The sequence below is a fragment of the Streptomyces sp. NPDC091387 genome (genome assembly GCF_044756945.1).
In the GTDB taxonomy this organism is placed as follows: domain Bacteria; phylum Actinomycetota; class Actinomycetes; order Streptomycetales; family Streptomycetaceae; genus Streptomyces.
In genome coordinates, this window is sequence record NZ_JBIVTZ010000005.1 from 391,982 (window position 1) to 412,307 (window position 20,326).

General features: G+C 70.8%; 12 protein-coding genes. 2 read left to right on the forward strand and 10 right to left on the reverse strand.

Annotation, left to right across the window (positions count from 1 at the left end):
• Positions 1-106 precede the first annotated feature (106 nt).
• Complete coding sequence (locus ACIQM0_RS13445) at positions 107-1,114, reverse strand: DNA polymerase thumb domain-containing protein (RefSeq protein ID WP_401286066.1); 1,008 nt, start codon at positions 1,112-1,114, stop codon at positions 107-109.
• The gene (locus ACIQM0_RS13450) at positions 1,111-4,590 is read right to left on the reverse strand and encodes a DNA polymerase III subunit alpha (RefSeq protein WP_401286067.1); all 3,480 of its coding nucleotides are present in this window, start codon (positions 4,588-4,590) and stop codon (positions 1,111-1,113) included. Before ACIQM0_RS13450 ends, ACIQM0_RS13445 begins: the two co-directional genes overlap by 4 nt.
• A gap of 205 nt (positions 4,591-4,795) precedes the next feature.
• Here ACIQM0_RS13450 and ACIQM0_RS13455 point away from each other — a divergent pair, with 205 nt between their 5' ends.
• Entirely contained in the window at positions 4,796-5,869 is a 1,074-nt protein-coding gene (locus ACIQM0_RS13455) for a DUF3533 domain-containing protein (protein WP_401286068.1), read from the forward strand.
• Between the two features lie 315 nt (positions 5,870-6,184).
• Here ACIQM0_RS13455 and ACIQM0_RS13460 read toward each other — a convergent pair whose 3' ends face one another.
• The 3 genes from ACIQM0_RS13460 to ACIQM0_RS13470 all read right to left on the reverse strand — a co-directional run bounded on the left by ACIQM0_RS13460 (position 6,185) and on the right by ACIQM0_RS13470 (position 9,977).
• Positions 6,185-7,186: an NEW3 domain-containing protein gene (locus tag ACIQM0_RS13460; protein WP_401286069.1), complete on the reverse strand. Its 1,002-nt coding sequence runs from the start codon at positions 7,184-7,186 to the stop codon at positions 6,185-6,187.
• Positions 7,187-7,212: 26 nt separating this feature from the next.
• Positions 7,213-8,667, reverse strand: a complete 1,455-nt coding sequence (locus ACIQM0_RS13465) for a Gfo/Idh/MocA family protein (protein WP_401286070.1) — start codon at positions 8,665-8,667, stop codon at positions 7,213-7,215.
• Between the two features lie 224 nt (positions 8,668-8,891).
• A complete protein-coding gene (locus tag ACIQM0_RS13470) occupies positions 8,892-9,977 on the reverse strand; it encodes a S1 family peptidase (protein WP_401286071.1) in 1,086 nt (361 codons plus the stop codon).
• Positions 9,978-10,402: 425 nt separating this feature from the next.
• On the opposite strand from ACIQM0_RS13470, the gene ACIQM0_RS13475 reads away from it, so the two are divergent.
• The gene (locus ACIQM0_RS13475) at positions 10,403-11,287 is read left to right on the forward strand and encodes an alpha/beta fold hydrolase (protein ID WP_401286072.1); all 885 of its coding nucleotides are present in this window, start codon (positions 10,403-10,405) and stop codon (positions 11,285-11,287) included.
• A gap of 57 nt (positions 11,288-11,344) precedes the next feature.
• Here the strand turns inward: ACIQM0_RS13475 and fxsT are convergent, their stop codons facing one another.
• From fxsT to ACIQM0_RS13500, 5 genes are all read right to left on the reverse strand, one after another.
• Entirely contained in the window at positions 11,345-15,280 is a 3,936-nt protein-coding gene (gene fxsT, locus ACIQM0_RS13480) for an FxSxx-COOH system tetratricopeptide repeat protein (protein ID WP_401286073.1), read from the reverse strand.
• The gene (gene fsxC, locus ACIQM0_RS13485; RefSeq protein WP_401286141.1) at positions 15,277-16,578 is read right to left on the reverse strand and encodes an FxsC protein; all 1,302 of its coding nucleotides are present in this window, start codon (positions 16,576-16,578) and stop codon (positions 15,277-15,279) included. The genes fxsT and fsxC overlap by 4 nt, the downstream gene beginning before the upstream one ends.
• Before the next feature lie 187 nt (positions 16,579-16,765).
• Positions 16,766-18,994 carry a radical SAM/SPASM protein FxsBH, inactivated beta-hydroxylase extension form gene (fxsBH, locus tag ACIQM0_RS13490; protein WP_401286074.1) on the reverse strand — a complete coding sequence of 743 codons (2,229 nt, stop codon included), beginning with the start codon at positions 18,992-18,994 and terminating at the stop codon, positions 16,766-16,768.
• Between the two features lie 30 nt (positions 18,995-19,024).
• On the reverse strand, positions 19,025-19,222 hold the full coding sequence (fxsA, locus tag ACIQM0_RS13495; protein ID WP_401286075.1) for an FxSxx-COOH cyclophane-containing RiPP peptide: 198 nt from the start codon (positions 19,220-19,222) through the stop codon (positions 19,025-19,027).
• A gap of 236 nt (positions 19,223-19,458) precedes the next feature.
• Positions 19,459-20,142 carry a hypothetical protein gene (locus ACIQM0_RS13500; RefSeq protein WP_401286076.1) on the reverse strand — a complete coding sequence of 228 codons (684 nt, stop codon included), beginning with the start codon at positions 20,140-20,142 and terminating at the stop codon, positions 19,459-19,461.
• Positions 20,143-20,326 lie beyond the last annotated feature (184 nt).

The following is a 20,326-nucleotide window of genomic DNA, read 5'->3' on the forward strand; positions in this document are numbered from 1 at the left end:
GTGCTCATGCCAAACTACGCACGGGTAAGGTTGCCTGGGAAGTTACGCGTCGGTAAAAACTGACGCGGTGGTAACCACGGCTTCAGGACAGCCCGCGGCCGGTGGTTCAGGCCGCGAGCCGCCCCGGCATCACGGCCCGCGGTCCGAATCTGGCCCGCAGCCGGTCCGCCACCGCCTCGATCCGCCGCGCCCGTTCGTCCACCGGATCGAAGGTCAGCTGATGCGCGGCCCGCCCCGCGTCACCGAGCCCCTCGGCGCGCAGGGCGATCCCCCGCACCCGGGCCCGCTGCAGGGCGAACGAGTCATGGATCCGGTACGCGAGCGCGGTGAGCTCCGCGGAGTGGGCGGTGGGCTCGCGGAGCGTACGGCTGCGGGTCAGCGTCGAGTATCCGGTCCGGTCGGCATAGCGCACGGAGACCGCGAGCGAGCGGCACACCTGCCCGTCGCCGCGCATCCTCGCGCCCAGTTCCTCGGTGAGCGACATGAGCGCGCGCCGCTGCCGCTCCCGGCCCAGCTCGTCGCGCGGGAAGGTGCGGTCGGCGGCGACCGACCGGGCGGCGGCGTTCGGCACCACCGCCGTACGGTCGATGCCGCGGGCCCGCTCCCACAGCTCGCGCCCGGTCCGCACCCCGGTGATCCGCTGGAGGGTGCCGAGCGGGGCGGCCGCGATCCGGCCGACGGAGTCGAGCCCGTATCCGCACAGGATGCGGGCCGTCGCCGCCCCGACGCCGTCCAGTGCGGCGGCCGGCCGGTCCGCGAGGAAGGCGGCGGCCCCGCCGACGGGCACCACGAAGGTCGTCCCGGGCCCGGCCCGCCGCGCCGCCATCCGTGCCAGCATCGGGTTCTCGGCGGCCCCGATCGCACAGTCCACTCCGTGCAGGGCCAGCGCGCGGACCCGGATCACCGCGGCCAGACCTGCCGGGTCCCGCCCGAAGTAGCGCAGCGCGCCCCGCACATCGGCGAGCGCCCCTTCGGGCGGCATCGCCTCCACGGCCGGGGTGAACGAACCGAGCAGGGCCAGCAGCCCCGCGAAGCCGGCGCTGTCCGGGGGGCCGCCGCCGACCCGGCGGAACCGCAGGCAGAGGATGCCGGGGGCCTCTGGTTGCTCACTCATCCCGCGCTCCCCGAACTCTGGTGCCACAGCTTCCTTCCGGTGGGCGCCCCCTCGCCGGGCGGCTGGAGGTCCGCCCAGGGGTTCATCTCGTAACCGGTGGGCATCCGGATCCGGCGGCCGTCGGCGTCGGCGGGTGCCTCCTCCGGCGCGGGCTCCTGCGCCAGCCGGGCCGCGACCGCGTCGAGCCCGCCGGTACGCCGCAGTTCGGCCAGCTCGGCCAGATTCCAGGCGGCGGCGCCGACCACGCTCAGGCTCCGCGGCCCGCGCCGCTGGACCACCCCGCGCACCAGCAGCAGCCAGGAGTGGAAGACGGTGTACGCGCAGGAGGCGTGGCTGTCGTCGAAGAACGCCAGGTCGACCAGGCCCGTACCGTCGTCCAGGGTGGTGAAGACGACCCGGCGCCCGGAGCGGACGGGCGGGGTCTGGGTGGCCGCCTTGGCACCCGCGACCAGCACGGTCTCCCCGTGCCGTGCCTCGCGCAGCCGCTTGGCGGAGACCGCTCCGAGCTCCTCCAGGAAGGCGTGGTGATCGCTCATCAGATGGCGTGAGACATCCATGCTCAGCACGCCCAGCTCGGCACTGAGCCGTTCCGCCTCGTTGAGGTCGGGCAGGCCGATGGAGCCGGTCCGGTGCCCGCCGCCGAGCGGGAGCTGCGCGCCCCCGCCGCCACCGGAGCCCGCGCCCCGCTGGGCGCGGTGGAGCTCGGACAGATGCAGCAGCAGATCACGGCGGTTGGCGCCGAACGCGTCCAACGCACCGACCTGGGCGAGCCGTTCGGCCGCCGGCTTGCCCGGACAGGCCCGCTGCCAGAAGTCCAGCAGTGAGGTGTAGGGCTGTCCGGCCTCGATCCGGGCGACCTCGGCCGCGCTGATCCCGTGGACGTCCGAGAGCGCCAGCCGCAGCCCCCAGACCTCGCTCTCCGCCCCGCCTCCCTCTACCCCACTACCGGACACCAGTTCGATTCGATGGGCTGTCGCCGACCGGTTCACGTCCAGCGGCAGCACCGGCACCCCGCGCCGCCGCGCGTCGGCGAGCAGCAGCCGCTTCGGGTACATCCCGGGGTCGTGGGTGAGCAGCCCGGCGTAGAAGGCCGCCGGGTGGTGGGCCTTCAGCCAGGCCGACTGGTACGTCGGCACCGCGAAGGCGACCGCGTGCGCCTTGCAGAAGCCGTAGCTGCCGAACGCCTCGATGATCTCCCAGGCTCGGGCGATCACTTCGGCGCTGTATTTCCGGGCCGCCGCGTGCTGGGCGAACCAGAGCCTGATCCGACCCTGCGACTCGGGGTCGGAGAGCCCGCGCCTGACCCGATCGGCCTCGTCCCGGCCGCAGCCGGTCATGATGTCGACCATCTCGATGATCTGCTCGTGGAAGACCACCACTCCGTAGGTCTCGCGCAGCGGTCCCTCCAGGTCGGGGTGCGGGTAGCGGACGGGCGCACGGCCGTGCCGGGCCTCGATGAACGGCCGCACCATGTCGGCGGCGACCGGACCGGGCCGGAAGAGCGATATGTCGACCACCAGATCGTGGAAGCCGGCCGGCTGGAGCCTGCCGATCAGATCGCGCTGGCCGGGCGACTCGATCTGGAAGCAGCCCAGCGTCTCGGCGGTCCTGATCAGCCGGTACGTCTCCGGGTCACCGGGCGGCACGGCGTCCAGGTCCACTTCCCGCCCCGAGGCGCGCTTCACCTCCGTGACCGCGTGCGCCATCGCCGACTGCATCCGTACGCCCAGCACATCGAGCTTGAGCAGCCCGAGGTCCTCCACGTCCTCCTTGTCGAACTGCGCCATGGGGAAGCCCTCGCCGCTGGTGGGCATGACGGGGGTGCGGCGCAGCAGCGAGGCGTCGGAGAGAAGGACCCCGCACGGGTGCATGGCGATACCGCGCGGCAGCCCGTCCAGTGCCTCCACCAGCTCCCACAGCCGCCCGTACTTCTCCTTCTCCCTCGCCACCTCGCGCAGTTCGGGCAGTTCCTCCATGGCCGCGCGGGCGTCGCGGGCCCGGATGTGCGGGAAGGCCTTGGCGAGCCGGTCGGTCTCGGCCGGGTTCATGGAGAGCGCGGCTCCGACGTCCCGGATGGCGTGGCGCACCCGGTAGGTCTCGGGCATGGCGACGGTGGCGACGCGTTCGGCGCCGAAGCGGCCGATGATCGCGCGGTAGACGTCGAGGCGGCGGGCCGACTCGACGTCGATGTCGATGTCGGGCAGCACGAAGCGGCGCTTGGACAGGAAGCGCTCCATCAGCAGCCCGTGCTCGACCGGGTCCGCGTGGGCGATACCGAGGAGGTGGTTGACCAGGGAGCCCGCCCCGGACCCGCGGGCGGCCACCCGCACCTTCATCTCCCTCACGTCGTCCACCACTTGAGCGACCGTGAGGAAGTAGGAGGCGAAGCCGTGGTGGGCGATGATGTCCAGCTCGTGGTGCATCCGGTCCCAGTAGCCGGGCCTGCGGTCGTAGCCGCGCAGCACCATGCCCGCGGCGGCGCGGGAGGTCAGCACCCGCTGGGCGGTGCGGCGGCCGGCACCGACGAGGTGCGGTTCGGGGAAGTGGACGGAGCCGAGGCCGATATCGCCCTCGGGGTCGACGACACAGGCGTCGGCGGTGTGCCGGGTCTCCGCGAGCAGCCGGGCCCCGGCACCGGGGCCGAGTCCGGCGGCGGAGGTGATCCGCTCGGCGGCCCCGGCCATCGCGCGGGCGTCCTTGAGCCAGCGCTCACCGCTGTCGAGCGGGGCGCGGCGCGGGTCGACGGGGACGAGCCCGCGCGCCGAGTCGAGCACATCGGCGACCGGGCCCTGCCCGGCGTCGGCGTACCGGACGGCGTTGGTCAGCACGGCCCGTACCCCCTGTTCCGCGGCGAAGCCGACGGTACGGGCGGCGAGCCGCAGCGAACCGGGTCCGGTGCCGTCCCGGCCGTGGTGGACGGCTTCGAGCCGCAGGTCGTCGCCGTACACCTCCCGCCAGGGGGCGAGCAGGGCGGCCGCCCGGTCGGGACGGCCCGCGGCCAGCGCCCTGCCCACCTCCGAGGCGGGGCCGAGCAGCACGGTGAGCCCTTCGGCGGGCAGCGAGGACCGGTCGAGCAGGGGACGGCCGCCGTCGGGGACGGCGGCGTGGGCGGCGGTGACGAGGCGGCACAGTTCGGCCCAGCCCTGTGCTCCGTCGCGGGCGAGGAAGGTGACGCGGGGGGCGGATTCATCGACAAAGGCACCACCGCGGACCGGGGTCCGCAGCCGGTGCGTACGCCCGTCGCCCTCCGCACGTCCGGCGGGGGCGACCGCGAGTTCCACTCCGAAGAGCGGCCGCACGCCTGCCGGTTGGCAGGCCTTGGCGAACCGGACCGTGCCCGCGAGGGTGTCGCGGTCGGTCAGCGCGAGAGCGTCCATCCCCCGCTCGGCGGCGCGCTCCGCCAGCCGCTCCGGGTGCGAGGCCCCGTACCGCAGGGAGAACCCGGAAACGGTATGCAGATGCGTGAACCCTGACACCCGCACCTCCTGGACCGATCCGTTACTCCACCCCCTCGCTCTCCACCATAGACCACGTTCGAACATTCGTGCGATACGCGAGAGGAGCGCCACCCTTCGGCCCGCCCCTCGGCACATCGCCTGGCCACCCTCACGCCGACCGCCCTCTCAGCCATTCGGCCCGGCCCCGACTGCATGAACGGCGGACACCCCGGACGGTGGGGGCATGACTTTCGCTGATGAGGTGAAGAACGCCGTCACTCCGCGGGCCGCACTGCTCGTCATCGGCGTACTGGCGCTGCAGCTGCTGTTCATCGCGTCCTACATCGGAGCACTGCACAAGCCGAAGGCGACGGACGTCCCCTTCGGGGTCGTCGCACCCCAGCAGGTCTCCGCCCGGCTCCTCACCGAGCTCAAGGATCTCCCCGGCGGCCCGCTGGACCCCCGCACGGTCAGCGACGCGGCCACCGCCCGCCGGCAGATCCTCGACCGCGACATCGACGGCGCGTTGATCGTCGATCCCCGCGGCACCACCGACACCGTGCTGGTCGCCTCCGGCGGGGGCACCGTGCTGGCCGACTCGCTGACGAAGATCATCACGAAGGTCGACCTCGCCCAGCGGCGCACGGTCCGCTCCGTGGACGTGGCCCCGGCCTCGAGCGAGGACTTCGACGGGCTCTCGTCCTTCTACCTGGTCGTGGGCTGGTGCGTCGGCGGATACCTCTGCGCCTCGATCCTGGCGATCAGCGCCGGCAGCCGCCCCGCCAACCGTCAGCGCGCCGTGATCCGGACCGGGGTCATGGCGCTGTACTCGATCGCGGGCGGCATCGGCGGCGCGGTGATCATCGGGCCGATCCTCGGCGCGCTCCCCGGAAGCTTCTGGGGAATGTCGGGCCTGGGCGCCCTGACCGTCTTCGCGGTCGGCATGATCACCCTCGCCCTGGAGGCGCTCACCGGCATCGTCGGCATCGGCCTGGCCGTCCTGATCGTGGTGATCGCGGGCAACCCGAGCGCGGGCGGCGCCTTCCCGCTCCCGATGCTGCCGGACTTCTGGCGGGCGATCGGCCCCGCGCTGCCGCCGGGGGCCGGAACCTGGGTGGCCCGCTCGATCGCGTACTTCAAGGGCAACGCGGTGACCGGTCCGCTGCTGGTGCTGTCCGCCTGGGCGGTGGTCGGCACGGTCATCACCCTGCTGCTGTCCCTGCGCGGGAAGCCGGACACGGCGGACGACACCCCGTCCCCACTCACGGGAACGGGAACGGGGACGGGGACGGCGAGCGGCGGCTCGACACTCGCCTAGCGGACGGCGGACCCGGCAGCGGTCAGACCGTGGCGCAAGCGATCTCCGCTCCGGACCGGGCACTCGGGAGCCCGTGAACCGAAGGCGCGGGACGGGCTCGGGTGCGGCCTCGCGGTGGCACTGGCGGGACGAATCGTTCCCGCGAAACTATGCGGCACGGACGGTCGCTCACCCACACGGACCAGGTCCCCCGTCACCGGGCGGCGAACGTACGCATACGTGCGGAACACGGAGAACGGGCCCGCTCGCGTCACCTGAGTGATGCGGGCGAGCCCGTTGCCGTGCCGGCGGCCCGAAGCGGGGCGCCCGGGGACGTCAGGGAGCGATCGCCATGTCGAAGATGTGGACATTCGCGTTCGCGGGCAGGACCACGAACGCGACCGTCTTCGACGCGTCCAGCGGGACCGAGTTGGCGAACACGCTGTACTTCACCGTGGCGTCGCCGTACCCGCCGGGCCGGTTGCGGCCGTCGGTGGACTTGACCAGCGTCGCACCGTGCGCCGTGACCGGGTCGAACGACCAGTTGGGGAAGCCGAACGAACCCGTGCCGGATGTGCCGTCGGTGTAGAAGACGGTGGCGTTGCCCGTGGCGCCGCTGCCCACACCGGAGCCGAGGAACACCAGCTCGGTGCCCTTGCCGCTCAGCTCGACCGCCTGCCCGGAACTCGCCACGTTGTCCTTCGAACCGGCCGCCACGTCCGGCCAGGTCAGCCTCGCGCCCAGGGCCTCGACGGTCGCCCCGGGAGTCAGACCGGCCGTGGCGAGCCTCTGCGCGGAGAAGGTGTTGCCCTCGCCGTCGTAGTCGCCCGCGGTCGTGGCGGACTCGTCGGTGATCGCCACCCCGTTGTACGCGGCCGCCAGGTTCGCCAGGGGCGATCCGGAGCGCTCGGTCCGGGTGCCGGTGGCCGTTCCGCGGCCGTCCCCGCCCTGGTAGACCGCGGTCGCCGTGAACGTGCGGAGCACAAATCCGGAACGTTTCTCCGGGACCTGGACCCGGAACGTCGCGGAGGCGGAGGCGCCCGTCGCGAGGGAGCCGCCCACGCTGGTCACGGACGGCTGGACCGCCCACCCGACAGGCCCGGCGAACGACACCTTGAGGGAACGCAGCCGCTGCGGGGCGGTGTTCCTGACGGTGACCTCCACCTCCGAGATGGCCGGTCCGTCGAGATCCACGGGAGAGACGGTCACCTCGGTCCGCGCGTCGGAAGCGGCCGCCGGGCGGGCCGGCGCGGCCGAGGCCGCCTGTACGGGAACGAGCATGACCGCCGCCGCCACGGCGACGGCTCTGAGCGGGTTGATGAGTCGGGCCGGTCTCATGACGTACTCCTTGGTGAGGGAGGTCTTCAGGCGACGGGGGGCATCTCGGTGGTGCGCGAGTCGAGACCGGTACGCAGGTTGACCCAGGAGCCGCGGGTGAAGTCCGGGATGTCGACGGGACGGCCCTTGGCGGCGAGGGACGTGACGCTCAGCGGAACCGGCGCGCACCACGAAGCGGAGTCGTACACGTCGATGTCGGGGACCAGACCGGCCCGCATCAGCTGGACCGTGCGCCACTGGAGGATGTAGTCCATGCCACCGTGGCCGCCGTTCTCGGCCTCGTCACCGAGCTCCTTCCACAGCCAGTGGTCGAACTCCTTGCGGTACGCGTCGAAGTCGCGCCACGTGTCGCCGCCGTGATCCGGCTCGACGTAGATGCGTGCGCCGGTGGGCGAGGTGCCCGCGTAGTCCTCGAAGATGCCCCGGCTGCCGACGAGCGAGTTGATCCTGCTGTACGGGCGGGGTGAGCTGACGGCGTGCTCGGCGCGGATCATCCGGCCCTTCGCCGTCTCGATCTGGCACGTGACGAGGTCGCCGTTGATGTACGTCTCGTTCCAGGACGGGTGGGACTTGGGCATGAAGCGCTCGCGGTAGTCGGCGAGTCCCTTCGGAGCGGTCGCGGTGGCCTTCAGCGTGGTCATCCGGTCGCCGCGGTTGATGTCCATGGCCGCCGCGATGGGGGCGAGACCGTGCATGGCGTAGAAGGACGCGGTGGAGCGGGTGTGCCAGAGGCGGCGCCAGGAGTCGGTGTAGTACGTGTCCGAGAAGAGCAGGGAGCGCAGGTCGTGCATGTAGCCGCCGTGGCCGTTGGTGACGTCCCCGAACAGGCCCTCGTGGGCCATCTTGAGCATGGCCAGCTCGTTGCGGCCGTAACTGCAGTTCTCGGACAGCATCAGGTTCCTGCGGGTGCGCTCCGAGGTGTCCACGAGGTCCCACAGCTCGTCGAGCCGGGTCGCGACGGGGAGTTCGACGACGACGTGCTTGCCGGACAGGAGTGCGGCCCTGCCCTGTTCGTAGTGGAACTCCCAGGGCGTCGCGATGTACACGAGGTCGATGTCGTCGCGCTTGAGCATCTGCGCGTAGGAGTCGGCGGAGCCGCCGAACTCCGCCGGACGCGTCTTGCCGGCGGCGACGAGCTGGTCCGCGGTGCGCTTCGCGCGGTCGGCGCGGATGTCGCAGACCGCCGCCACGACGCAGCCGGGGATGACGGACCAGCCCGTGGTCATCCCGGAGCCCCGGTTGCCGAGCCCGATGACGCCGACGCGGACGGTCTTGTGGGGCTCGAAGGGGACACCGATCATGGACTTCTGGCCGGGCCGGCGCCGGGGCGCGGCGGCCCCGGCGAGCGCGGCGGCGGGGGCCGGTCCGGACACGGGATCCGCCGACGCGCTCTCGGCGGATCCGATCCCTACGGCCAGGGCCCCTGCGGCCAGTGTTCCTCCCAGGACCAAGCGGCGTGAGACTTCGGGGGTTTCGGGCATGCGACAACGCTCCTCGATACGCGACCGGCATCACTGGCGTGAACGACTCTCGCGGGAATGTCCGCGACATGTCAATAGTTGTTCGTCGCCATCGCGTTTCGAGCAAGAGCGAGCACGTGCCCCGAGGGGGCGGAAAGCCGCCGGCACCCCCTGCCCCATCGCCTCCGGACACAGAGGAATGGCCCCCGGCACTGCCGGGGGCCATTCACCACTGCGCGGAGCTGTCAGCCGATCTCGGCCCCGAACGCCGCCAGCGCCTCCGGCACCGGCTGGAAGAACGTCTCGCCGCCCGAGGAGCAGTCGCCGCTGCCGCCCGAGGTCAGCCCGATCGCCGTGTCACCGGCGAAGAGCGAGCCGCCGCTGTCGCCGGGCTCGGCGCAGACCGTCGTCTGGATCAGCCCGTTGACGATGTCGCCGTTGCCGTAGTTGACCGTGGCGTCCAGCCCCGTCACCTGGCCGTCGTGCACCTGGGTGGTGGAACCGCTGCGCGACACCGTCATCCCGACGGTCGCCTCGCCCGCCTTGGTGATCGGCTGGGTGGAGCCGTTGTAGAGGTCGACCTCGCTGGGGTGTGCCGTGCCCGAGGTGTACTTCACCAGCCCGAAGTCGTTGTCCGGGAACTCCGAGCCCGCGTTGGTGCCGATCTCCCCGCCGCCCTGCGAGTCCGACCAGCTGGAGATCGCCTCGGTGCAGTGCCCGGCGGTCAGGAAGTACGGCTCGCCGCCCTTGACCACGTTGAAGCCGAGCGAGCAGCGCCCGCCGTCGCCCCAGATCGCGTCGCCGCCCGCGATGAGCGGCTTGAACTCGCCGGCGGACTTCTTGAGCCGGGCCTTGCCGCCCAGCCCCTCGACCACCGAGGTGAGCCGGCTCAGGTCGGCGCCCTTGACCGTGCGGTCGGCGGTGACGACGACCTTGTTGCTGACCGGGTCGACGGCCCATGAGGTGCCGGGGATCGCGGCCTTGCCGGCCAGGGTCTGCCGGGCGGACTTCAGCTCGGTCAGCGAGTTCTGTACGACTCTGGCCCGGCCGCCCGCCTGCCGCACCTGCTCGGCGGCGGCCTGGTCGACCACGTTCATCACCAGGTTCTTCGACTTGGCGTCGTAGTACGACCCGGCCGCGCCGGCACCCAGATCCTTCCCGAGACCGGTGGCGAGTTTTCCGGCCGCGTCGGCCGTCAGCGTTCGCGCGGTGATCTCGGGCGTTCCTTCACTGGCGTTCGCACTCTGGAACGTCGCTCCCGCTGCGACCAGGGCGACCACCGCCGAACCCGCCAGCACTGCACGCTTCCTGGATATGCGTCGATGCTTCAACTTCGACCTCCTGTGGGGCCGCGCACGGGTGATGTGGGGTCTCCCGTACACGGAGGATGGGGCGCCCACTATTCCGACGGAGTAGATAGCACACAAGACCGACTTCAGGACGCACACACGACAACACCTCTTCGGTCTCACCGTGTTCACTTGCCGAGGTCAGGCGTTGCCGGTTCCGCCTGCGAACACCCGGTGCGATCACCGGGTCGGCAGCGGGTGAGGAGTAGTCCTGTCCTGTTCTCGCCCTTCGGGGTCCGGATGCTGGGTCCGCGCGTCCGGATGCGGTGCGGGTCCCCTCCGGCGAACACGGGTTACTTCCGACAAGGAGTGCCGGTCGTGCCCTTGATGCGCCATCATCGAACTGTCAGCACACACCGGGCAGTTGCTGCCCGGAACGGGCGGGGTCGACGGACGGAGGAGTCGGGGTGCGCAGTCGGGTGCGGGTGGCGGACGGGCGGCATCTGATGGTCGAGCGTCAGGGGGATCCGCACGGCAGACCTGTCTTCCTCCTCCACGGAATGCCGGGCAGCCGGCTCGGCCCCGCTCCACGCGGCATGGTCCTCTACCAGCGCAAGATGCAGCTGATCGCCTACGACCGTCCGGGCTACGGCGGTTCCGACCGGCTGCCGGGACGCCGGGTGGTGGATGTCGTCGAGGACGTACGGGCCATCGCGGACTCGCTGGGCCTGGAGCACTTCGCCGTGGTCGGCCGGTCCGGCGGCGCGCCGCACGCCCTGGCCTGCGCCGCGATGATGCCCGACCGGGTGACCCGTACCGCCGCACTGGTGGGCCTCGCCCCCTGGGACGCAGAGGGCCTCGACTGGTTCGACGGGATGGCCGCGTCGAACGTACTCGCGTACTCGACCGCCGCGGCCGATCCCGACGGGCTCGCGGAGTCCTTCATCAGCCGCTCGGCGGTGATCCGGCAGGACCCGGCCCGGCTCCTGGACGACCTGCGCCGCGAGCTGACCGACTCCGACCGGGTCGTGGTCAACGATGTCGGCATCCGCACCATGCTGCTCGCCAACTACCGTGAGGGGCTGCGCACATCGGCGTACGGATGGATCGACGACGCGATCGCGTTCTGCCGGCCCTGGGGGTTCGACCCCGCGGACATCACGGGTCCCGTGATGCTGTGGCACGGCGAGAAGGACGTGTTCTCGCCGATCGGCCACTCCCGCTGGCTGGCCGGTCAGATCCCGGACGTCACCGCCGTGATGGAACCGGCGGCGGCGCACTTCGACGCGCTGTCCGTGCTTCCGTCCGTGCTCAACTGGCTGCTGGACGAACGGGAGGCCGCGGTCTGCTGAGGACAGCGGTCCGGTGATCCGGATGACCGGGGCTCCTGACGGGAGCCCCGGCCCGGATCACACCGACATCGGTTCCAGCTCCCGCCAGAACCTGCGCTCGTCCCTCGCTATCCGGGTCAGCGGATGATCGTCCCCGAGCTGTCGGGCCAGCTCGTCACCGGTTTCCGCCCGCAGTCTCAGCGCCTCGTCCTTGCGCCCCATCGCGTCGAGCGTGACCGCGAGGTTGGAGGTCATGGCCAGGGTCTCCGGGTGGTGCGCCCCCAGAACCTCCCTGAGCTGGCCGGACACCCGCCGCTCGGTCTCCAGCACCAGTTCGAGGTCGCCCTCGACGGCTGTCGCGTTGGCCAGGTTCATGACGGAGAACAGGGTGTTCGGATGCTCCCGCCCGAACACCTCGCGCATCGAGGCGACCACCTTCGTCAGCAGCCTCTCCGCCTCCCCGGGCACACCCGTCCCCGAGAGGTAGGCGCCGAGGTTGTTCTGCGCGGCCAGGGTGTACGGGTGCTGCTCCCCCGGCACCTTCATGTACTGGTTGACGACCTCCTGCGCGGTGTCCCGGGCCTCGGCCGCCTCCCCCGCGGCGAACAGGTCGGCCGCCATGTTGAGGTCGCAGGCCAGTGACTCCGGGTTCGCCGAGGTGTACTTGGCCCGGTACCTGGTGCGCGTGGCCACCGTCAGCCTGCGCGCGTCCTCCAGCTGCCCCGCACGGCGCAGGGACACCGCGAGGCTCTTCGAGGCACTCAGGGTGGTCGGATAGGTCCGGCCGAGGGTGGCCTTGAGGCTCTCGTACGTGCGGCTGAGCAGGCCCACCGAGTCCTCGTACCGCCCGACCTCGCGCAGGTCACGGGCCAGGTTGAGGGCGGAGGACAGGCTGTGCGGATGCTCCTGGCCCAGCACCTCCGACCGCAGGTCGTAGCAGTCCTGGTCGATCTCCCTGGCCCTGGCGTACTGCCCGACGCTCCGCAGGTTCAGCGCCAGGTTGTTGGCCGCCGCCAGCGTCCGGGCGTGCCTCTCGTGGAAGATCTGGTTGAAGCCGTCGTGCGCTTCGGTCGCCAGCTCGATCGCACGCCCGTAGTCGCCGAGCAGGCCCAGGTCGATGGCGAGACTGCTGGTGGTCATGTACGTGTGCGGGTGCTCCGGCCCCAGCACCTCGCGCTGCAGCCGAAGAGTGAACTCGTCGAGCTCCCTCGCCTCCACGTACCGTCCGCGGGTGCGCAGGATGTTGGAGAGGTGGAAGCAGAGGTACAGGTACTGGATGTCCCGTTCCCCGAGCATCTCCAGCCAGGTCTCGCGCAGTTCCTCCCCGAGGGTGCCCGCGGTCCTGACGTCTCCGCGCTTCCAGAGATAGCGGACCCGGTCGATCAGGAGCCTGCGGGTCTCCTGGTCCCGGCAGTTGCGCGCGTCGGACGGGCCCAGGTGCGGCCAGATCGTGGCGAAGCGCGGCCAGGTCTCCGGGTTGTCGATCGGTTCGGTGTCATCGGGCCTGGCACCGGCGAGGATGCGGTGGACGACGTGCCGGGCCTCGCGCTGTTCCTCGTCGCTGAGCTGGGCCCTGATCACGGCCTGCACCAGCCGGTGGACCTGGATGGAGTTGGAGACCTGGTCGACCTTGGCGAGGGCGAACCGGCCGATCTCCCGGATGACCCGGCCCAGCACCAGCTTCTCCTGGAGCGAGGAGTCGTACGGCTTCAGCGCCTCGATCATCTCCTTGCTGTAGAGGAGGTTCGCCGAGATCGGCTCGGGTGCGAAGAACGCACAGAGCTGGAGCAGCCGCACCGCCGCCGGCGAACGCTCCTTGAGGCGTTCGATGGAGATGTTCCAGGTCGCCGCGACGGGTTGCGGATATCCGGCGGGCTGGTTCAGGGCCAGGACCTCGGGGGCCTGGCGGGCCAGCTGCTCCAGATAGGTGTCGATGGGCGTCGCGGTCTCGGCGATCCAGGCCGCCGCCTGCTCGACGGCGAGCGGCAGGTCACCGACGGCGGTCGCCACCTGCGCGGCGTCCTCGGCGCTCAGCCCCGGGGCCCGCCGCTGGAGGTGCTCGACCGACTCCTCCCGGAGGAAGACGTCCACGGGCAGCGCGTCACCGTGCTGGGACCACGCCTGGTTCCTGGAGGTCACCAGGATGTGCCCCGAGCCACCCTGCGGGAAGTAGCGCCTGAGGCGTTCGGGGTCGTCGGCGTTGTCGAAGACGAGCAGCCACCGGTCGGACGGCACGCCGCGCCGCAGCAGGTCGACGGCCTCCTGGGAGGCCGCGGCCATGTCGTCGCCGCCCTGGGCGCCGAGCCGTACGGCCAGTTCGGCGAGTCCCGCGATCACGTCGTCGGTCTGCTCCGACGATATCCACCAGACCAGGTCGTAGTCGGCCATGAAGCGGTGCACGTACTCGAGGGCCACCTGCGTCTTGCCGACGCCGCCGAGTCCGTACAGGGTCTGCGGCTGCGGCAGCACGACGGCCATGCCCCCGCCCAGCTGATCGCGCATCCGCTCCAGGACCAGGGAACGGCCGGTGAAGCCGGGGTTGCGGGGCGGCGCGTTCCAGATCCTCGGCACCGTGCCGGGGAACCGGGGACCGGTCGCCGCCGCGTCACCGAGCTGCACCGACCGGTCCAGGGCCCGCATCAGGGCGGTGGTGGCCTGCACCTCGTCCAGCCGGAACAGGTCGACCGGGTTGCGGTCGATGTAGGGCGCGGAGAGCCGGACATCGCTGATCCGCAGCGGCAGCAGCTGGCGCCGCCCGCCCCCCGGGTCCTCGGAGACCGCCCGGTCCCACAGGTCCACGGCCCGCTGGGACTTGAGGTAGGCGCTGGAGAGCAGCACCACCGTGCGGGTCGCGGTCTCGGCCACGGAGGGCGGGGCGTCCGCCAGCGCGGGATCGGCCGACACGTCACGCGGGACGACCCGGAATCCGGCCCGGGTGAGGACCGATTCGATCCAGTCGGCCCACATGCGGTTCTCCGCCACATAACTGAGGAGGAGATCGGCGGGCAGGCCCGGCCTGCGCCGGGTGAAGGCGTCGCGGATGCGCAGCCGTACCTCTTCGCCCACCGGGGGCATCGAGGTGATTTCCTGCTGGGTGACGACCGCGGTGAGGCGTTCGAAGGCGGACAGCAGCGAGTTACTGAGACCGGCCTCGTCCCCGAAGGTCGCGAGGGTCTCCTCGTACGCGTAGTAGGGGCGGTACGGAATCTCCACCGCGCCCCAGTAGGCGGTGAGTTCGTCGCCGGACAGGTCGCGCGGCAGCCGGTCGAACTTCAGCCGGGCCAGTGCCCGGCCGGCGTCCGCCTTCTCCTTCTCGCCCTCGTCGATGCGCATCGGGACGGGGAAGATGGAGATGGGCCGGCCGGTGTAGCGCTCGGCGATCTGCCGGGCGACGGAGGCCGCGCCGTCGATGGACTGGTCGCTCAGGGTGAAGCAGTCGACGAGCACGTCCGGGAGGTGGACCGTGCAGATGTCGGCGATGTCACTGAGACCGGTACGGCTGTCGATGAGGACGTAGTCGTAGTTGGCCTTCATGTCGTCACGCAGGGCGTCGAAGAAGTGGCCGCCGCCGAGCCGGTCGTAGAAGTTGTCCCAGTCGAAGGTGGAGACAGTGGCGGAGTACTCGCGGTTCTGCCGCCCGGCCGAGACGAAGTCGAGCGTGCCGCCCCGCGGGAACTGCCAGCCCAGCGCCTCCGGTTTGAGGGAGACGGCGTGCGGCTGGATGCGGGCGTAGTCGCGGTGCCAGTCGTCGGACCGCTGGACGGGGTTGGTCGCGGCCCAGGCGTACTCGGTGATCAGGTCGATCACCCCGGTGGTGGCACCGAGCGTCGACGGGTCGAGGAAGGGGTGGAAGAACCGGTGGAGCCCGGGAGCCTCCAGGTCCCAGTCGACGGCCAGTACCCGTTTGCCGTTGGCGGCGAGGATCCAGGCGGTGTTCGCCAGGGCCATGGTGCGCCCTGTACCGCCCTTGTACGAGTAGAAGGTGACGATGCGCCCGTCACGGCCGGCTGTCATACGTCCTCCGCATCCGTCGCAGGGTCGTGCATGTCGGGTATGAACTGCGTGCCGCCCATGGGCCCCATCAGTCGCGTCCGTTCACTGTGCCGCCCGCCCGCCGGCGGATAGACCGTGGCATGTCTCAGATACTGCTGGGCGGCCACCTCGACCACCTGGGGAAGGACCTGCCCGAACGCCTCCATGGTGGGCACCCCCTTGGCCGCGGCGCGGCAGAAGGCCCGCCCCTGCCGCATCTTGGTCGGCAACGTCTGTTCGAGCTTCTCGGTCAGTTCGGCCTCGGCGGCCCTGCTCTGGTGGTCGTCGCGGCACCAGGGCACGACCATGGTCACCCAGGGCCGGTTCTCCGCGTCGAAGGCCGCGAGCCTGCGTCTGCGGTCCTCGTCCTGGAGGGCCCAGCGGTCGACCAGGAGTATCTCCGGCGTACGGGGTTCCTGCTTGCCCTCGCGCTGTCCGGACTCCTCGTCGAACGAGGTGATGACGGCCTGGTAGTTGAGTGCGCGGACCAGTTCCTTGGCGACATAGGCCAGCGGTCGCGCGGCAGCCGGATGGTAGGGATTCCAGTCCTGCGGATGGTCGCCGTAGTAGTCGGCTATCCGTCCTTCGGGCAGGTCGTGCCGGGTGGGGGCGGCGATGGTGATCTGCATCGGCCGCGGGGCTCCCGCGCCGCTGCTCAGTGATCCGAAAGCGCTGGGGGCGAGGCGGTAGTCGACGGGCCGTCCGGTGTCGATCCGTACCGTGTCGGCGACACTGACGATGCGCTTGGCGAGCTCGTAGACGGCCCGTTCGTATTCCTGGGCGAACAGCCGGAGTTTGATCAGTCCGTAGAGTCCGTCACTGACGTAACGTTCCCCGAAATCACGGTGGTTGAACTGTAACCGCTCGGCCGATCCGGGCAGTTGGCTGGGCGGCACCGGGACCCAGAGCGCCGGGACGATCGCCTCGGCCGACTGGTTCGACCGGGCCCGTTGGTGAATGGCGCGCTGCTCGAACGCGTACCACTCCTTGCCGCACATCTCGCTGGCGAAGTACCGCGGCGAGAACAGCGGTACGAAGACCCGGCAGCTCGCGAGCACGCTGCCCAGCCGTTCCGACCAGCCCTCCCCGGAACGTATCTCCCGGTCCATGAACCCCGCGGACGCGCCCGCGGGCAGATCGGTCATGGCCATAACATGACCGCAGAGATCTTGGAAAAGCCGTTCGACCCACATATCGGGGTCCGTTCCACCGCCGTACCCCGGTGTATGCGCGTAGCTCAGGAAAAAGTACGGCCGATGGTCCGTCGCTCGCTGCTGCATCGATGCGTGCACACGACCCCCGTCCTGTGTGATCACCGCATCCCAGGCTATCGAGGGGTGCGATCGAATTCATCATTCCGGAGCGGACCTTGCTCCACCCCCATGGCGTTCGGTCATTCAACGCCGCTTTTCAGTCATCCATACCCAGGATTCACCCTGTACGTTCATAGCCGTAACAATCTTGAGGCTATTCGGCCCACTTGTCCTGGGTTTCCTTCACCTCTGCCTTGAGCGCGGCGATGAACTGCCTTCCCCCGACCGTGGGCTCGGCCGCGGAACCCATCATGCCGAGCGCCTCGTCAATACCGTCCATGAAACAGGGATCAAGGGCGGACAACGCCACCCGTTCATGGGTTTCGGCCAACAGCCGGGAAAACGGAACTGCCTCTTCCTGCCATCGGGGGCGATAGGTCCAGGTCCCGTCCGACGCGTAGAGATCGGTGACGTCGAGCAATGCCCGCAGGGTGGTCCGCCGGAAACCGCCCAGAAGTTCGAGCGCCAGCTGTTTCGCGTCGTCCGTCCGCGTCAGGCCGACGGTCCCGTATCCGTGCCGCCGTTCGGCGTGCTGTCCGGCGGTGAGGGGGGTCAGCGTCGTCAGGCTGCCGGCGGCCGCCGCGGCGTGCTCGGGCGCCTCCCTCACCAGGAGTTCCCACGCCTCGGCGAGACCGGCTTCCCACTCCTCTGCCGCGGCCTTCCCGAGCCGCGGCAGCGCAGGAGCGCCGAAGCAGTCCCGGTACGGGTCCAGGTCGTCGAGGGCGAAGCGGGGCGCGCCGTCCCGGCCGAGGCGGCGCACCGGGCTCCAGCCGGGGCTGTCCACCCCGTCGAGGACGCGCCATTCGCCCTCGCCGTCGTCGCGCCGGACGACGAACCCGTCCCCGGCCGGCCGCAACCCGACCGTGCCGTGCTCGCCCTCCCGGCCGACCCGGAGCTCGCCGAGCGTGGGGAGGTGGAGCCGCCCGTCCCGGTAGTCGGCCCGCACGGTCAGGCCGAGGCCCGACCGCACCGCGGCGGCCGCGAGGTAGTCGGGGAGGCGCAGTGCCTCGTCCACGGCGCCGGGCCGATCCGCGCGCAGTCCTCCCAGCGCCTCCAGCAGCCAGGTCCGGGTGTACGGGTGCGCGAGCACGTGATCGAGCCCGGCGGCGCCTTCCTCCGTCGTCTCCAGGACGCCGGCCAGGTCCCAGGCCTCGTCCCACCGCGCGCCGCCGCGGCCGTCCAGGTCGGCGTGGAGGCCGGCGAGCAGGGTGCGGGTCAGGTCCTGCTGCGCGTCGAGGAGTTCGGCGCGGTCCGCCACCGCGGGGTGCACCGGGGCGCGCGTCTCGATGCCGCGCACCAGCGCCTCCAGGTCGCGGCAGTACACGGACGGGTTGTCGAAGTCGTTGGCCGAGCGGTACCGGTGCGTGTACAGCCCTCCGCCGCACGAACGCACGACGGGGCAACGGCGGCAGGTCTCGCTGACGCCGGCCAGACCGAGCTGGCGCGCGCGGACCCCCGGATGGGCGGCGACGTCGTCGAAGGAGTGGGAGAACACGTTGAATCCGGTGGCTGCCGCACCGTCGTAGGCGCTCTTGAGCGAGTCGACCTGTTCCAGCTGACCGTCCGTCTCGACCACCACGAGATCGGTGGGTGCGAGACCGAGGGACTCGGTGAGGCTGGGGCCGCCGCTCAGGGTGGACAGCACGGAGGAGAAGAGGCGCACGGGCACCGGGCCGCCCAGTTCCTGCCAGCGGTCGTAGACCTTGAGGAGCCAGTCGGCGTAGGCCGTTTCCGACCCGTCCGGCCGGGGCGGCGGGTCGTCCCAGGTGGCGTGCGGGAGGAGGAAGTCGATGAGCGGTGGTTCGAGTTCGACCAGGGCGTCCAGGACCGCGTGGGGGTCGTTCTCGATGTCGATGGTGCACAGCAGCCCGAGATCGAGATGGCGGTAGCGCTCCTGCCGGAGCAGTTCGACGGCCCCGAGCACGAGGGGGTGGCTGGTGCGGCCGTTGGCGAAGCGGCGGTGCCGGTCGTTCGCCGTGCGGTCGCCGTCGAGCGAGATGCCGACCTTGACGTCGAACTCGTCGAAGAGGTCGAGATATCGGGGGCTGAGCTGGACGCCGTTGGTGTGGATCCTGAGGTCCAGCTCAGCGATACCGTTCAAAGCCGCTGAAAGCTCCTCGCAGACACGGCGCAGGCGCGCTGGGCCCGCCAGGAGCGGCTCGCCTCCGTGCAGGATCACTGACATCGAATCGAGCGCATGCGCGGACGCATGCTCGGCCAATCGTCGAGCCGCCCATGAAACAGCTTCGTCAGAGATTGTCTTCGGGCGGGTACGCCAGCTCTGGTCAGCATGTTCATAGATATAACAATGGTCGCACGCGAGATCACAGCGGCTGTGTACCTTGAGAACGATCTCGCGGAAGGGGACCAGGGGTCCTGTCATTCCCCCAGTCTAGCCACGTCGGGGCTCTTCTCAGAGTGCCGAACTGAAGGTCGAAGTCTGAGTCGAACGGCCGGCTGAGGTACCGAATACCCGGCCGAGCTTCCTGGAGGCATCGGCGCTGCGGGCGTCGATCTCGGTGAGTGGCACACGGCTCTTCTTCGCGATAGCGAAGGAGGGGGAGGTTGCGTAGGTCTTCACGGCCGTCCTCGATGCTTTGTTTCTGGACATTGGATTGCTGTCGGCACCTGCATATTCACAGGGCCCAGCGGGATGACTTTACTCCCAACCCAGCCTTCCGCACACGTCGACGCAGCTCGAAACCTTCCGTTCACCCAGCAATACGATCCAGGAAATCCCGACGGCCATTGACCCGGCCGGGTGACGACGTAACGCGCAGGTCGGGGGCTTGTGGCCGGCTCGCCCCGCAGGGCCGTTCCGCCCCCCTTCCACGGTCCGGTCGAGGCTCAGTCGAGGGGCGCCCGAGCGACGGCTCTCGCGCCCTTCATGCAGTCCCCTACGCGTTCGTGGCTGTCGCCCACGACGTCGGTCACCCGTACCCGCACGAACAGGGACTCGACGTCCTCGACGAACCTCTTCGAGAAGGCGCCCACGAGCACCGTCTCGTGGCTTCCGGTGCCCACCAGCGGGAATCCCGGGCCGAACTCGACGAGTTGGAAGTCCTCCGCGACCACGAGTCCGGCCGCGGTCAGTTCGGTCACGGCTTCGTCGATGCCGGCCCACCGGGCACCGGCGCGCACGCCGCTCCCCTTCATGACCACCTGGCACTCCCAGGACTCGATCGCCGCGATGTGCTGCCCGCCGTTGACTATGCCCACGCGCCACGCCCGCACGTCGCCCCTGAGGTCCCCCTTCACCCACGCCGCCCGCCAGCCCAGGTAGGGCCGCACGGTGCGGGCGTACTGCGCCCTGGCCAGGACGGCACCCGCCGCGACGGCCAGCAGGCTTCCCAGCGCCTCCATGTCGAGCAACTGCAGGCGCCACGGCCACTGCGTCCGCGCGGTGCCCGTCATGTTGGCGCGAACCATCTCCCAGACGAGGACGAGCACCAGGAGTCCGAGCAGCACCAGAGGAGTCGTGAACAGCAACGGACTCCGGCGGATCCTGCGCTGCACATCGGACAACGGCACGTCGCCTCTCCGGCCTGCCCCGTTCACGGTCGCTCCCCCCGCCGAATGACGAGCACCCGCGTGTTGCCGAGTCATCTCGCCTTGCGTGCACCGCAGTTGTCAGACTTTCCCACAGAGCGACGGATAGCACGAGAGCGTCTCGGCGAGGGCGCGGACAGCACCTGTCCGCGCGGAGGCGCCATTG

Excerpts from the sequence above, each read along its gene's own strand:
- ACIQM0_RS13445 (WP_401286066.1), bottom strand. The coding sequence starts at position 1,114 with ATGAGTGAGCAACCAGAGGCCCCCGGCATCCTCTGCCTGCGGTTCCGC.
- ACIQM0_RS13455 (WP_401286068.1), top strand. The coding sequence starts at position 4,796 with ATGACTTTCGCTGATGAGGTGAAGAACGCCGTCACTCCGCGGGCCGCA.
- ACIQM0_RS13460 (WP_401286069.1), bottom strand. The coding sequence starts at position 7,186 with ATGAGACCGGCCCGACTCATCAACCCGCTCAGAGCCGTCGCCGTGGCG.
- ACIQM0_RS13465 (WP_401286070.1), bottom strand. The coding sequence starts at position 8,667 with ATGCCCGAAACCCCCGAAGTCTCACGCCGCTTGGTCCTGGGAGGAACA.
- fxsT (WP_401286073.1), bottom strand. The coding sequence starts at position 15,280 with ATGACAGCCGGCCGTGACGGGCGCATCGTCACCTTCTACTCGTACAAG.
- fsxC (WP_401286141.1), bottom strand. The coding sequence starts at position 16,578 with ATGCAGCAGCGAGCGACGGACCATCGGCCGTACTTTTTCCTGAGCTAC.
- fxsBH (WP_401286074.1), bottom strand. The coding sequence starts at position 18,994 with ATGACAGGACCCCTGGTCCCCTTCCGCGAGATCGTTCTCAAGGTACAC.
- fxsA (WP_401286075.1), bottom strand. The coding sequence starts at position 19,222 with ATGTCCAGAAACAAAGCATCGAGGACGGCCGTGAAGACCTACGCAACC.